Here is a 15,209-nt window from a genome sequence, read left to right as displayed (position 1 = left end):
AGGTTTTTCAGCAACGATTGACGACCCGAATCATTCATCGCGTAGCTCGTTTATGCTCATCCCATTGTTGCCTATATTTCTTTGTTTTAGCGTTGTCGATAGTCCAGACGGGACACTCGCACAAATTATGAGTATTTTACCCGTTTCATCATTCATGATGATGCCTGCGCGCTTGGCACAAACCGATGTCGCTTGGTGGCAAATAGGCCTCAGTTTAGCGTTGTTAGTGGTCAGTCTTATCTGGATGCGGAACGTGGCGGCTCGTCTGTTTGCTATGGGGATACAATTCTATGGCAAAGAACCTAGCTGGAAAGATATTTGGAATGCCATACGAGGCTAATGCTTAAACTAAAAAACGCCGCACAATGCGGCGTTTTTTATGATGCTCAAGACTTACTTGATTTGCTCAATATGGTCGATAGCAAAAGGCGGTTTGTCTTCTGCTTGTTCGACTAAGAATGAGTCCATCCAGCGCATCAGTCGAATGCTATAATCGAGTTGCGCTGCCATATGACGGTTACCATGTCCTTCCCCTGGGTATAACACCAAGCGGACGGGTACATTGCCGTGCGTTTTAAGGTAACGATAAAGCTCCATTGATTGCGATGGATGCACACGAGTGTCTTCCTTGCCATGCATAATAAGGATAGGCGTGCGCGCTTTTTCTGCGTGATAGATAGGTGAACGCTCGAGGTACCATTGCCATTTGTCCCAAGGATAGCTGCGAGCGTGTACCGCGTTCATTTCTTTGGCAATATCGGTCGTACCAAACTTAGAAAGGTTATCGCTGATACCAACAAACATCACGCTTGCGGCAAAGTGTTCAGTTTGAGCGGTCGCACCCCAAGCTGAAGCGTAACCACCATAAGAGCCACCCGTGATCCCAACGCGAGCTTCATCAGCTAGACCCATATCGACAAGATGCTGTTTGCCATCAACAATATCGTCAAATTCTTTACCCGCGTAGTCATTTTGACTGAGTTTAGAGAACTCCACACCACGGCCTGTGCTACCACGATAATTAGGGAAGAATAACGCGTAACCTTGCGCAGCCGCATGTTTCACTGGCGACGAGTAACGATCTAACCAGCCGTTAGAGTAATGTGACTCAGGACCTCCATGAATAACCATAATCAAAGGGTATTTTTCACCTTCTTGATAGTCAGTTGGATAAACAACGATTCCTTCGAGTTCAAGACCATCGCGAGCTTTATAAGTGATTGTTTCCTGCTTAGGCATTGTCACCTCTTCTAACCATGGGTTAGAAACGGTTAAACGGTCTAACCCACGCGAGGTAAACTCAAATGCTTCATTAGGATGGGCAGGGCGGTTGCCTCGCAATACAATTTTATCCACGCCAGCAGCGCCGTCTAAACCGGTAAAGATCGCTTCACCCGCGTCAATCAAGTCACGATTCTCCAGGAACTGCAAGGTTAACGCTTTGACTTCTGATTCGGTGCCCCGGTGACCTAGCCAAACTAACTCCTGCTCAGTACGCCAGGTAAAGTCTTGGATTGAACCTTGGTAATCGGGTAGTACACGACGAATGGTAGCGTCTTGCGTATTGTATACCTTGAGTACGCTGGCTGATGGATCGTTATAATCAGCGGCACTGATCAATGCAACATACTGACCGTTTGGTGAAAACTCAGCTTTGCCCAGCTTTCCTTCAGTAGCAATACTTGCAACAGTCTCACCATTTAAAGACATGATGTGGTATTGGCTGCTCATGTAAAGATCATCTACTAACGGCGTTGGCGCGGTGCGCACCAATAGTTGCTCGTCATTTGGACTCCATTGAGCAGAAATGACCTGAACATCATCAGCCGTCACTTGCTTGGCTTCTGCATCGGCTTGGTTCAAGTCGACTTGGTATAAATGACGGTAGGTGAGATCCTCTTCGTAGACTTCTGCTTTGAAACCGTACTCAGCCTCTTTTTTGGCGTCTTTGTCGCTGCTACCCGTTGAAAGAAAAATGAGTGACTGACCATCTGAACTTAAATCGTACGCTGTGATTGAGCCATCGAATTCGTACACTGATTGGACGCCACCACCGGCGAGTGGAATACGATAGAGTTCGCTGTAATCATCACCTTCACGCTTAGCGGTGAAGTAAACATATTCGCTGTTAGGGCCGAACTCAACGTCAGAGAAAGATTCATCTTTGCTCAAATAAACTGTTTCTTTACCATCACTCGTCCGAATAACTAATTCGGTTTTACCACTGTCGTCCTTGTCGGTATAAGGGCGCGCAGGGTAGTACTTGGTAATAGCCGTGAATTGACCGTTAGGGGATAGGTTGACATCGACAACCGATTGGGCTGTAACCGTCTCCATTAATGTCATTTCGCGAGCCTGTCCTGTTACAGCCAAGCCCAACAAACTGACAGCTCCGAGCGTTCTCGCTATCATGGTGTTCTCCATTTAAGGTTGTTGTAATTTATTCTACTTTAGCACGTCGAGTAGCCTCTGCACCGCGAGCGACAAGACGCACTTGTTGTATTGTTTGTTCTGCGATCTGAAGCCGTTGGGTATCATCGACGTCGAAGCAGTCGGCACCTGCACTGAATACAATTTTTACGATCGCATCAGACTGTAAGTCAGCGAGTAGAGCGCTAAAGCCTTGCTCGTCACGTAAATATTCAATGAGTTCGGCTTTAAAATGTTCGAGCTCACGCTCAACTGCCTTACGGAATTCACGTGAGCGCCCTGTACGCTCTTGTAATAGCAGTCTAAAAATAGCGGTGTTGTCAGCCACAAATTGCATGAACGTCTCGATTGAAACCCGAATAATCGAGCCGCCTTTGTCAATACGCTGACGCGCTTGTCTAAGCAGTTGTCGAAGCGTCAAACCGCACTCGTCGACTAGCGTGAGTCCGAGCTCATCCATATTACGAAAGTGGCGATAAAAAGAGGTGGGGGCGATACCTGCTTCACGAGCAACTTCGCGAAGACTCAGACTTGAAAAGCCGGTTTCCGCGCTCAACTGGTTCATTGCGGCGTTAATTAAAGCGCGTCTGGTTTTTTCTTTTTGTTGCGCTCGCACACCGAGCGTTTGGGCTTTTTCCAAAATAGTGTCCAAAACTGTGCTTCATATCTTAAATAGAATAATAACATAGCTTAAAAGACAATCATTGCTTGAGTTTTTTTATTAAAGAAGTAGAATTCAGCGTACAGGTGTTAGCTGTTCTGTAAAGATCAGTTGGAACTACCTGGCGTGGTAAGAATTAACTAAATGTGAGTTACGAATGAATTCGATTAATGCAAAACCCCCAATCATCTGGTTGAACGTTTGGGTGTTCGCAATCACCTTCGCCATTGCGGCGGTCGGTGTACCTGTTTATGCCTATGTACATGGCATTGATTCAAGTCTCTGGTGGGCGATGATAGGAACGGCCTGTTTCGCAGGCATTTCGATCACCGCCGGTTATCACCGTTTATGGTCTCATAAGGCTTATAAAGCGCACCCTATTGTGCGTTTCCTGTTCGCAATTGGCGGTGCCGTTGCGTTGCAAAATAGTGTGTTGCACTGGTCAAGCGATCACCGTGTGCACCATACGCATGTCGACGATAATGATAAAGACCCCTATTCAGCGAAGCGTGGTTTTTGGTATTCGCACATCGGTTGGATGTTACGCGAGTATCAAGCTAGTCGTTATAGCGATTACAACAACGTTAAAGATTTACAAGAAGACCCGATTGTCATGTGGCAACACAAGCATTACTTGTCACTCACTTTGATCACTAACTTTGGTTGGCCGTTGTTATTTGGCTGGATGATCGGTGACGTATTAGGTGGTTTGTTGGTTGTAGGGGTGTTGCGTCTTGTACTCAATCACCACACCACATTCTTTATTAATTCGCTAGCCCATATTTGGGGCTCGCAACCTTATACCGATAAAAACACCGCGCGGGATAATGGTGTGCTCGCTTTTTTGACCTTTGGCGAGGGCTATCATAACTACCACCATATCTTTTCGGCGGATTATCGAAATGGTATCCGTTGGTATCAATTTGACCCAACAAAGTGGTTGATCCGTGGTCTATCGTACCTTGGACTGACAAGCGACTTGAAGCGCACATCGGGTTACCAAATTGAGCGTGCTAAGTTGACCATGCAACTAACGCGTGTATCGAAAAAAGCGAAGTCAGCACCGCAGGTGTTAATCGATAGCGCGCACGAACACTATCAGCAGATGGCAACCTGTTTGCGCGAGTACTATCAAACACGTAAGAAACTGTTAGATGCAAAGGCGAAGCAGTTGAAAGAGCAGGTGCACTTTGACGGTTTGCAAGAGCGTATTGATGAACTCAAGGAAAATCTTGAGGAACAACAACGGCATTGGCGTTCATTGCTGACCGAGATTAAGCGTTACGCTTGAATCTGAATAAAAAATCAACAATAATGAGCACATACTTAATTGAATTGAGGAGTGCTCATGGATATTAATAATGTGTTATCTGCGGGTTTGCAGGGTATGCAACGAGCAAGTCAGCAAGTCACTGAAGCTAGTGCAGAACTCGCTAATCCTCAGGATAGTAATGCCCGTTGGCAGCAAGCCGACACAGATTCTGTGAATGGCTCGGAAACTGCGAGTGAGACGCTTAACAGTGTTCCAGCTAACACGGCGACTGATTCGTTGGTTTCTTTAGCGCAAGGCGAACAAGTATTTGAAGCTAACACGCGAAGCGTCGAAACAGCTGACGAAGTACTGGGTACTTTAATCGATACCAAGGTGTGATTATCTTTGAATATCTCACCTGCGTTACCTCCTTATCCCCCGATTACAGCACCTGCTAGTGAACAGCTAGCAGGTGACAATCAACAGCGTCCTGCAGTAAAGCAACCCGAGTCAGTTGAGGGTGAGCAGACGTCGCAATCGAAAGCCGATGATAAGTCAGGCAAAGCAGAAGAACGCCCATCGAAGCCGTCCAATAGCGAGGAGGCGCAAGCAGCGCAAGAGTTGCAGGAGTTAAAGCAACGCGACCAAGAAGTGCGTGTGCACGAGCAAGCGCATGCGGCAGCAGGTGGGCGCTATGCTGGAGCACCTAGTTATGAATATGAACGCGGTAGTGATGGAAAATCGTATGCCGTAGCGGGTGAAGTGCAAATTGATGTCAGTGTGGTGGAGGGTGACCCGCAGGCCACAATTGATAAGATGGCCATTGTTAAGCGAGCTGCACTGGCACCGGCTGAACCTTCAAGTGCTGACCGTTCTATTGCCTCTGAGGCAACCCAAAAAGCATCGGCAGCTCGTGCTGAATTAGCCCAGCAGCAACTCAACCCTGAGCAAAGCCAGCAAGCACAGCCTAGCTTTGCAGCCGATAAAGAATCACCTTCAGCGGATGAACAATCTAAAGAATCTGCTAGCACCGTAGTGGGCGCACGCTACAGCAAAGCGGTAAGCCCGAGTGCCGACCCGGGCTTTAGGGTGTCTGCCTAATCTTTTTTCGCTTTAGCGAAGGCATCGGCAAACGCGCTACCCATCGCAGATGATGCTTTATCTACAGGTTTCTTTTTGGTTTTAGCCGTCGCCGATGACTTGCCCTGCTTATCAGTCTTCTTCGCAGGTGCTGCATCATCATGTTTGCGCATGCTGAGGCCGATACGTTTTCTATCAATATCAACTTCAACAACACGTACCTTTACGATATCACCTGCCTTCACAACCTCACGAGGATCACTTACGAAGGTATCGGCGAGCGCAGAAATGTGAACAAGACCATCTTGGTGTACGCCAATATCCACAAATGCACCGAAATTGGCAACATTGGTGACGACCCCTTCTAACAGCATGCCGGGCTCAAGATCAGCGACTTTCTCTACACCTTCTTTAAACTGTGCGGTTTTGAATTCAGGGCGAGGGTCACGCCCGGGCTTTTCAAGTTCGCGAACGATGTCTCGCAGCGTCGGTAAGCCGACCGTCTCGGTGACAAAAGCATTTAAATCGAGTTGGTCAATCGCTGTTTTGTTACCAATGAGCTGATCAACGGCGATGCCTGCTTTGTCAGCCATTGACTCGACAATGTGATAAGACTCGGGGTGAACAGATGACGCATCCAGCGGGTGCTGGCCTTCATTGATGCGCATGAATCCGGCACTTTGTTCAAACGCTTTAGGTCCCATGCGTGGAACGTCCATCAAGGTTTTACGAGTAGAAAAAGCGCCATGTGTATCACGGTACTCAACGATGTTTTTGGCTAACGTTTTGGATAGGCCTGCCACGCGTTGCAAGAGCGCTGCTGAGGCACGATTAACGTCAACGCCGACAGCGTTTACGCAATCCTCAACAACGGCATCGAGACTTTGAGCCAGTTGCGCCTGGCTAACATCGTGTTGATACTGACCCACACCGATCGACTTCGGTTCAATTTTAACCAGTTCAGCCAGCGGATCCTGCAGACGACGGGCAATTGACACTGCACCACGCAAAGCAACATCCATGTTCGGAAACTCTTGCGCAGCGAGCTCCGATGCAGAATAGACAGAAGCACCTGCTTCGTTGACCATTACCTTGGCCGCTTTAACATCGGCATTCGCTTTCAGCATCTCGGCGACCAAGCTATCGGTCTCGCGTGAGTGGGTACCATTACCGATGCTAATCAACTCCACTTTATGCTGTTTACAGAGTCCGGCTAAGGTACGCATTGCCTTGTCTTTTTGGTTCTGCGGTTGAAACGGAAAAACAGTATTAGTATCGAGTACCTTACCCGTTTCATCGATAACTGCGACCTTCACCCCGGTGCGAACGCCCGGGTCGAGACCCATCGTGCGTTTGGCACCCGCTGGCGCGGCCATGAGCAAATCAGCCAAGTTATTTGCAAAAACTTGAATTGCTGCGCTCTCGGCATGCTCACGTACACGTGCCATGAGTTCGGTTTCTAGATGGAGCGATAGTTTTACTTTCCACGTCCACTGTACCACTTGGGCGCGCCAAGCATCAGCGGGTCGACGTTGATCGGAGAACCCGACAAACTCAGCAATCATCTGTTCAACGTCGGCATCTTTCTGTGTTTCTAGCGAGGGCGCTGGATCCAACGATAACTGTAAGACGCCTTCGTTTCGACCGCGAAAAAGAGCGAGTGCGCGGTGCGATGGTATACGGTTAAATGCTTCAGCAAAGTCAAAATAATCGCGGAACTTGCTACCTTCTGTTTCTTTGCCTTTGACTACTTGAGCGCGTAAGTGAGCATGTGTCCATAAGTGGTTTCTTAGCTGTTTTAGCAACTCAGCCTGTTCCGAGAACCGTTCCATTAGGATAGCTCGAGCGCCATCCAATGCATCTTTTGGCTCATTAATTTTGTGCTCTGTATTGAGGTACGCGTTAGCGGTTTCGTCAGGTGTTAAGTCTGGATTGTGCCAAAGCTGGTCGGCTAAGGGTTCAAGCCCTGCTTCAATCGCAATCTGACCTTTGGTGCGACGTTTGGGTTTATAAGGTAGGTAGAGGTCCTCGAGCTCGGTCTTGGTATCTGCCGCATTAATTTTGGCGGCTAAATCATCGCTGAGCTTTCCTTGCTCCTCGACTGAACGCAAGATAACGCCGCGACGTTCTTCTAATTCCGTTAAATAATTCAGGCGTTGATGCGCTTGTCTCAGTTGCGTGTCATCAAGGCCGCCGGTGAGCTCCTTACGATAACGCGCAATAAATGGGATGGTGGCACCCTCGTCGAGCAATTTGATAACTGCTGTTATTTGCTTTTCTTGTACGCTGAGTTCCTGCGCGATTTGCTGACTAATTCTTTCCATAAGTTACTCTACTTCTAAATCCAACTGGCCTCTATTGGCTCGGCTTTGCGTTACTGCAATCCGTTTCGCTAAAGGCGTGATACTGTATTTTATTAATGAACCAACATTGCTCGCCTTTCGGGGTCACAACGATGACTTCATCATCGACATGCTTCTTTAAAAGTGCTCTTGCCATCGGCGCATCGATCGAGACTACGTCTTTCGAGTCATAAATCTCATCAGGCCCAACAATCTGAAAACGACGGATTGTACCTTGCTCGTCTTCTATCTCAACAAATGCACCAAAAAATACTTGTCCATCTTGTTGAGGTGAATAATCGACCACCTTGAGCTGATCAAGGCGCTTACTCAAATAACGAATCCGGCTATCGATGCGGCGCAGCTTTTGCTTATTGTATTTGTAATCTGCATTCTCACTGCGGTCACCAAGGCTCGCAGCCCAAGAGACCTTTTCAACAGTTTCTCGGCGCTCAACACGCCATAAATGATTCAGTTCTTGTTGCAACTTATCGAAGCCATTTCGAGTGATAAGATTCGTTTTCATAATGTTTTAATGAATGTTATATATAGAATAATAAATATGCACGATCGCAACATAAGTGTGATTTTTATTCATCAAAAATGATATTAAGCAAAGGTATCTGTCATTTGCGCATAATACTTACGTTTCTTCTTTGTCTCAGTTTATACGTTCCCGCGAGCGATGTCTTTGCTGATTCCGTAAAGCATCTGAAAGTTGGGGTGTATGACAATCCACCCAAACTTTTTCAGTCCGATGAGGGAGAAGTATCGGGGATTCTCGGCGACTTGCTTAGCCATATCGCCGAGCAGCAAGGTTGGCAACTTCAGCCAGTAGTGTGCGAGTTTGCTGACTGCTTAACCTTACTCAAGGAGGGACACATAGATATATTGCCTGATGTGGCGATGACGCAAGATCGTGCTTCGTTTATTTCTGTTCACACCGAGCCTGCACTACTGAGCTGGTCAAAAATTTATACCCGCTCAGGCGCAAATATTCGCGATATTTTTGATCTAGAAAACAAACGCATTGCCGTGGTCGATGGCTCTGTTCAACAGAGTTATTTGACTGATATTGCGACGGGTTTTGATACGCCGCTTATTTTGACACCCGTCACAAGTTTTGAAAGTGGTTTTCAGCAGCTATTAGATGCACAAGTGGATGCTGTTGCGAGTAATCAATTTTTTGGTGATAACTATGTGGTGGACAAAGCGCTCGAAAGTACGCCTATCGTATTTATGCCGACAGAACTCTATTACGCCGTTGCAAAAGGTACTCACAAGGAAGTACTCAATAGTATCGACAAGGCGTTAGCCGCGCTCAAGGCTGATAGTGATTCAGCGTATTATCAGATACTTGACAGTTACGAGCCCGCTACCAAGCTGATTGAGCTGCCCAAGTGGATATGGTATGTGATGAGCCTACTGGTGTTGTTAACCATTGGCTTTATTATATTCAACCGCATGCTGAAGCGCCGAGTGCAGGAAAAGACACAACAACTCGCGGTGAGCGAAAAGCGTCTTGAAGTCATTTTGAATAGTGTCGATGCCTGCATCTTTATTAAAGATTGCGACTTAAACTATCAGTATGCAAACCAGCGCTGCGCTGACTTATTACGTATGCCATTGGAGCAAATCAGCGGCTCAAATGATCATGAACTATTTTCAAAGCCGATGGCAGACTTCCTTAATGAAAAAGATCGCCATGTGCTGAGCACACGAAAGCGACTCGCCTATCAGGAACAGCATGTTGATCAACAAACGGGTGAGGAACGACTATTCTGGTCAGTAAAAGTGCCATTAACGGCACCTGACGGGAAGCTTATCGGTATTTGTGGTATTGCGACCGATGTATCGGAGTATGAAGCGTTAAAATCGGAAGTGCAGAAACTCGCCAACTTTGATCCCCTAACCAATTTAGGGAACCGACGCACATTAATCGACAACCTAGCGGAACGATACTCAAAAAATAGCTTTGCCCCATCGGATTGGTTGATGTTCGTCGATATTGATCAGTTTAAGACGCTTAATGATCGCTACGGACACGATGTCGGTGACCAATTACTCACACAAGTAGGTGAGCGCATCAAGTCTCATTGTAAAGAAGATGAGATTGTTGGCCGGCTCGGCGCCGATGAGTTTTATTGTCTGAGCCAATCAATCCATGGTCAGCGGGGTTTGTCTGATTTAGACGAGTGGCTGAACCAGCTTGTTATAAAGCTTAAAGCCCCATTTTGGATAGCAGACACGCAACTGTCAGTGTCATTTAGCTTTGGATTGGTTAGTTTGGCCGACTGCAAAGACTACCTCGAGGCCATGAAGGCGGCTGACTTATCGGTTCAGCAGGCGAAAGTTTCAGGTGGTGACTGTATTCGGTTCTTTAATGAGCGGATGCAACAAGAGTTTAACCAACGACAAGTACTCCTTGATTCATTAAAAGCAGCGATCACCGATCAGCAACTATCACTTGCTTATCAGCCCCAGTACCGTCAAACGGAAACCGGGGAAACTCGGTGCATTGGCTTTGAGGCGTTACTGCGGTGGCATGATGATGAACACGGTTATGTTTCACCGGGCGAGTTTATTCCATTAGCCGAGTCGAATGGACTGATGTCGCAATTGCATCATCTGGTGATGGACCGAGTTACTCAAGATATGGACGTTTTGGGTCACTGTTTCACTGATGATAACTGGGTCGTGGCCATTAACGTGAGCGCGAGCCAAATTAGAGCGAGTGACTTCTTACACGATCTTAAACAACGTATTGATGCAGAACCTCGCTTGGCTCGACACCTTGAGCTTGAGATAACCGAAAGTGTGCTTATTGACGACATCGATGAAGTGGCTCAGCTGATGAGAGATGTATCTGCGACGGGAATTCAGTTTGCTTTGGACGATTTTGGAACGGGTTACTCATCGTTGATTTACCTCAAGCTATTGCCGCTCAGACGGTTGAAAATCGATCAAGGTTTCGTCAAAGATTTACTGACCGACCGCAGTGATGAGGCGATTGTTAAAACGGTCATTGCATTAGCCAACGGCTTAGGTCTCGAAACTATCGCTGAGGGCGTGGAGACTAAAGAGCAGCAGAACCGCTTAGTCGAATTGGGTTGTAATCAACTGCAAGGGTTTTATTTAGGACGCCCTGAACCGCTAGCGCATTGGCAAAAAGACTGATATTATCATTATATCTAAAAACATATTGTAAGAGGTTAAAATGAGAACCTTACGTTTCCTCTTGATTGCGCTGGCCATGGTTGCGAGCTTCAACAGCCTTGCTCAACAAACGATTGAGGTGACCGTTGAGCAACAGCCTGAGTGGCTGAAAATCAATGGTGTAGTAGAGGCGACTCAACGTTCCACAGTCTCTGCGCAAACGGCGGGAACGATCGTTGAGTTACCGTACGATGTCGACGATACCGTAGAGCAAGGCGCCTTGATTGTAGGGTTAGACGACTCCGAGCAACAAGCACGTTTACAACAACGTGAGGCGGAACTCGCGAGTGCAAAAGCAACGCTAGATCAGAATCAAAAGCAGTTTCAACGCGTTCAACAGTTGTTCCAACAAAACTCGGTATCTACCTCGGAACTGGATCAAGCAAAGACAGCGCTTGAACGCGCACAGTCGTCGGTTAAGCAAGCTAAGGCAGGACTCGAAGAAGCGCGTAAACAGTTATCCTATACACGCGTCACCGCACCTTATGCCGGCATTGTCACTGATCGCTGGGTGGATTTAGGCGAATCAGTCCAACCCGGACAGCGACTCATCACAGGTTTGTCACTCGAGCAATTGCGGGTGGTAGCAGACGTACCTCAGCAATTTAATACGTTAGCACGGGACTTTTCTGCGGCGCAGATCCAACTGGATAATGGCGTATCTATCACTGCGACAGCACTCACGTTTTTTCCCTATGCTCAGCAGCCAAGTCATAGTTTTAAGTTGCGAATGCTGGTGCCGTCACAAGGCTTGCGACTATTACCGGGTTCTGCGGTCGATGTATGGCTAAAAATCGGTGAGCGTGATGTTATTCAAGTGCCCCGCTCTGCTGTGCATATTGATGGGGAATTGCGTGCGGTGTATGTCCTCGATAAGGGCAACACTCCGCAACTAAGGCAAGTATATACAGGGCGCATCACTCGAGACCATGTCGAGATACTGGCGGGTCTCAACCCAGGTGAGCGCGTGGCTCAAGACTGGAGTCGGATTCGTTATGAGTAAGCCTGAGCCGCTCGGCCCATCGGGTCATATTGCACGTATATTTCAACACTCTCAGCTCACACCGCTCATTATTTTACTGGCTGTCGTATTGGGAGTGATCGCTGTTTGGGTGACTCCGAAGGAAGAAGAACCTCAGATCGATGTCACGATGGCGGATGTCATGGTGGCATTTCCTGGCGCGAGTCGCCAGCAAGTGGAAAGCCTCATTACCACACCTGGCGAGCAGGTATTGAGTGAAATGTCCGATGTTGAGCATGTTTATTCAGTGGCTCAGCCCGGTATGGGGATTATCACTGTTCAGTTTGAAGTAGGTCTCTCCCGACAGCAAGCATTGGTGCGTCTTTATAATAAAGTGCAGTCAAATGCCGACTGGTTCCCGACCGAGTTGGGTGTCGCACAACCCATTATAAAACCTAAAGGCATTGACGACGTACCTATAATGACACTCACGCTACGCGCTAAAGGAGAGCCCAAAAGTGCTCAGTCGCTGACTGCCGTGGCGCATCGACTTGAAATAGCGTTGAAGCAAATCCCTGGCACACGCGACATTCGAACGCTCGGTAGCGTACCGCGCTCGATTAATCTAACCCTACAGCCGAGTTCACTTGCGCGTTATCAGCTGTCAGTGGCTGCGGTTCAGCAAGCGCTGCAACAAAGTAACTTAGTAAGCGCTGAGCAACGCGTTGTGACCAATGGTCAGTCAATCCCAATGCAAGTGGGTCAGCCATTGAGTTCAATAGAAGACTTAAAAGGTGTCGTTGTTGCAGTTTACGACAATGCGCCTGTATATCTAAATGACGTTGCTAACATTAGCTACGCAGATGTGCAAACGTCACACTCAGTGCTCAGTTCTGGTCACCAAACCGATACGCCGGCTGTCACAATCAGTATCGCCAAAAAGCCAGGGGAGAATGCAATAGATGTTGCTGATGCAGTCAACGCGAACTTGGCGAGTTGGCAAAACCGACTGATCCCTGCAGATATCGATGTCCAAGTGACGCGTAATTATGGTCAAACGGCCGCTGAGAAATCGACCAAACTCATTACTGATCTCATATCGGCAACGGTATCGGTTATCGTATTAGTTTTACTCACCATGGGTTGGCGGCAATCGCTGATTGTTGGTGTTGTCGTTTTGGTCACGTTACTTTTTACGCTGGTTTTCAGTTGGTTCTGGGGCTTCACACTTAACCGCGTATCGCTATTTGCACTGATTTTTTCGATCGGTATCTTGGTGGATGATGGGATTGTCATTACCGAAAACATCCATCGCCGACTAGGGCTCTCAAGTCAATCCGCTAAATCACTGATTCCACAGGCGGTTGACGAAGTCGGCTCGCCAACAATTATGGCGACATTAACGATTATCGCTGCACTATTGCCGATGGCATTTGTAACAGGTTTGATGGGGCCTTACATGAGTCCTATTCCGATTAATGCGTCTGCAGGTATGGTGTTCTCGCAGCTCATGGCGTTTATAGTTGCACCTTGGTTGGCGTTGCGATTGCTTAGAAACCAACGACACAGTATAGGCACAGATACAGAACTTGAGGATGGTGCGCCTGATAGTGTCATGAAGGTGTTTAATCGAGTGTTGGGCGCCTTCATTGGTACTAATTATCGGAAACGCCGGTTCTTTTTAGGTTTGGGTATTCTCGCGTTATTGATTGGTAGTATGTTATTGCCAGCTAATCAGGCGGTTATCTTAAAGATGCTTCCTTTCGACAATAAGTCTGAGTTACAGGTTGTGTTGGATATGCCGGAGTCTACTTCGGTATTAGAAACACAGCGTGTACTGGGTGAAATGACTGATTATTTGAAAGACATTGAAGAGGTAGAGAGCTGGCAGCGCTATGCTGGAACAGCGAGTCCGATTAATTTTAATGGTTTAGTACGGCAATATTATTTGCGTAACGCACCTTATCAAGGCGACATACAGATTCAGTTAAAGCATAAGTCTAACCGTGAGCGTGATTCCCATACGATAGCCATCGCGATTCGTGATTCTTTAGCCGAAATCGCAAGCCGCAATGGTGGCCGTGTAAAAGTGGTTGAAGTGCCCCCAGGACCACCTGTTTTTGCGCCTATCGTAGCCGAGATTTATGGTGGCACTCTGGCAGCGCAGGCTGCACTCGCAGAAAAGTTGAAAACAGTGATGCACGAAGTGCCTGGCGTGGTCGATGTCGATACGTCGTTGACCGAGCCGACACCTAAGTGGCAATTAACGATTGATCGCGTGGCAGCGGCGCAAGCGGGACTGACACAGGCAGAAATTGCTCGGGCAATTAATACGCTGAGTGGTAGCCAACCTTTGGGGTATTTAGACGATCCCTACGCCAAGTATGCGGTGCCGATCTGGCTTCAAATTCCGACACAATTGAGAGCAAACCAGAATGACTGGCTCAGCTTGCCTATGGTCAATAATGCAGGCAAGCCAATCCCCTTATCCAGCTTTGCCCAATTTGAGCAACAACAATGGCAGGGCAGCGTGTATCACAAAGATTTGCGCCCCGTCACCTATGTGCAAGGTAATATGGCAGGTGAGACGGACTCGCCTATTTACGGCATGTTAGCGATGGTTGATAAAATCGCTGCCATGCCCGATGCGCCTGAGCAGTACTTTATTAACGAGCCCAATGCCGAAGGGCCTGTTGCCATCAAGTGGGAAGGTGAATGGCAAATCACCTATGAAACGTTCCGTGATATGGGAATTGCCTATAGTGTGGGTATTTTCATGATCTTTGTTTTGCTGGTTGCGCAATTTCGCTCGTACTTAATGCCACTAATCATTATGTCGCCCATACCACTGACTTTGGTAGGGATTTTGCCAGGACATTGGTTATTGGACAAAGAGTTCACCGCGACATCAATGATTGGCATGATCGCGCTGGCGGGCATTATCGTGCGTAACTCAATCCTGATAGTGGTGTTTATCCGGCAACGTATTGCCCGAGGTATGGCGTTAGAGAAAGCGGTCGTATTAGCTGGCGCGGTGCGTTTAAAACCGATTGCGCTTACCGCAGTATCAGCAATGGTGGGCGCTTATTTTATCTTGAGCGATCCGATTTTTAATGGCTTAGCCATTTCGCTAATTTTCGGTCTGGCTGTATCAACATTACTGACGCTATTAGTGGTGCCTTTACTTTACTATGCGTTATTTCCTTGGCTTGCAGATAGTCGTTCTTTGGCGCAAGATTGACACATTTGTTAACACACGCGGGCTTC

11 protein-coding genes are annotated in these 15,209 nt (G+C 47.6%); 7 read left to right on the top strand and 4 right to left on the bottom strand.

The features are described from left to right. Positions 1-340: ABC transporter permease (locus B2X00_RS08500; RefSeq protein ID WP_290487156.1), on the top strand; the 340-nt coding region annotated here is incomplete at its 5' end. A gap of 53 nt (positions 341-393) precedes the next feature. Here B2X00_RS08500 and B2X00_RS08495 read toward each other — a convergent pair. Together B2X00_RS08495 and fabR are read right to left on the bottom strand one after the other, a co-directional pair. Further along, entirely contained in the window at positions 394-2,412 is a 2,019-nt protein-coding gene (locus tag B2X00_RS08495; RefSeq protein WP_290487155.1) for a S9 family peptidase, read from the bottom strand. Between the two features lie 28 nt (positions 2,413-2,440). Further along, positions 2,441-3,070, bottom strand: coding sequence for an HTH-type transcriptional repressor FabR (fabR, locus tag B2X00_RS08490; RefSeq protein ID WP_290487154.1), 630 nt, complete (start codon positions 3,068-3,070; stop codon positions 2,441-2,443). A gap of 178 nt (positions 3,071-3,248) precedes the next feature. Here fabR and B2X00_RS08485 point away from each other — a divergent pair, with 178 nt between their 5' ends. From B2X00_RS08485 to B2X00_RS08475, 3 genes are read left to right on the top strand one after another with little or no spacing between them, the layout of a single operon-like run. Then, positions 3,249-4,382 (top strand): fatty acid desaturase, encoded by a 1,134-nt coding sequence (locus B2X00_RS08485; RefSeq protein ID WP_290487153.1) that lies wholly within the window; start codon positions 3,249-3,251, stop codon positions 4,380-4,382. Positions 4,383-4,439: 57 nt separating this feature from the next. Further along, the gene (locus B2X00_RS08480; RefSeq protein ID WP_290487152.1) at positions 4,440-4,742 is read left to right on the top strand and encodes a hypothetical protein; all 303 of its coding nucleotides are present in this window, start codon (positions 4,440-4,442) and stop codon (positions 4,740-4,742) included. A 6-nt stretch (positions 4,743-4,748) separates the two neighbouring features. Beyond that, entirely contained in the window at positions 4,749-5,444 is a 696-nt protein-coding gene (locus B2X00_RS08475; protein ID WP_290487151.1) for a putative metalloprotease CJM1_0395 family protein, read from the top strand. Here the strand turns inward: B2X00_RS08475 and B2X00_RS08470 are convergent. Both B2X00_RS08470 and greB read right to left on the bottom strand, forming a co-directional pair. Beyond that, positions 5,441-7,747, bottom strand: coding sequence for a Tex family protein (locus tag B2X00_RS08470; protein WP_290487150.1), 2,307 nt, complete (start codon positions 7,745-7,747; stop codon positions 5,441-5,443). The genes B2X00_RS08475 and B2X00_RS08470 overlap by 4 nt on opposite strands. A 31-nt stretch (positions 7,748-7,778) precedes the next feature. Further along, the gene (greB, locus tag B2X00_RS08465) at positions 7,779-8,291 is read right to left on the bottom strand and encodes a transcription elongation factor GreB (RefSeq protein ID WP_071462982.1); all 513 of its coding nucleotides are present in this window, start codon (positions 8,289-8,291) and stop codon (positions 7,779-7,781) included. A gap of 104 nt (positions 8,292-8,395) precedes the next feature. Here greB and B2X00_RS08460 point away from each other — a divergent pair, with 104 nt between their 5' ends. Genes B2X00_RS08460 through B2X00_RS08450 form a run of 3 tightly spaced genes read left to right on the top strand, consistent with a single transcriptional unit; the run spans position 8,396 to position 15,183 of the window. Then, the gene (locus B2X00_RS08460; RefSeq protein ID WP_290487149.1) at positions 8,396-10,942 is read left to right on the top strand and encodes an EAL domain-containing protein; all 2,547 of its coding nucleotides are present in this window, start codon (positions 8,396-8,398) and stop codon (positions 10,940-10,942) included. Between the two features lie 40 nt (positions 10,943-10,982). Continuing rightward, positions 10,983-11,984 (top strand): efflux RND transporter periplasmic adaptor subunit, encoded by a 1,002-nt coding sequence (locus B2X00_RS08455; RefSeq protein WP_290487148.1) that lies wholly within the window; start codon positions 10,983-10,985, stop codon positions 11,982-11,984. Then, positions 11,977-15,183 carry an efflux RND transporter permease subunit gene (locus B2X00_RS08450; protein ID WP_290487147.1) on the top strand — a complete coding sequence of 1,069 codons (3,207 nt, stop codon included), beginning with the start codon at positions 11,977-11,979 and terminating at the stop codon, positions 15,181-15,183. Before B2X00_RS08455 ends, B2X00_RS08450 begins: the two co-directional genes overlap by 8 nt. Positions 15,184-15,209: the final 26 nt, after the last annotated feature.

Origin of the sequence: Idiomarina sp. UBA3162 (assembly GCF_002364475.1) — a bacterium.
Classification (GTDB): domain Bacteria; phylum Pseudomonadota; class Gammaproteobacteria; order Enterobacterales; family Alteromonadaceae; genus Idiomarina.
Note: the sequence above shows the minus strand (reverse complement) of the source record. Positions and strands in the feature narration are given on the sequence as shown.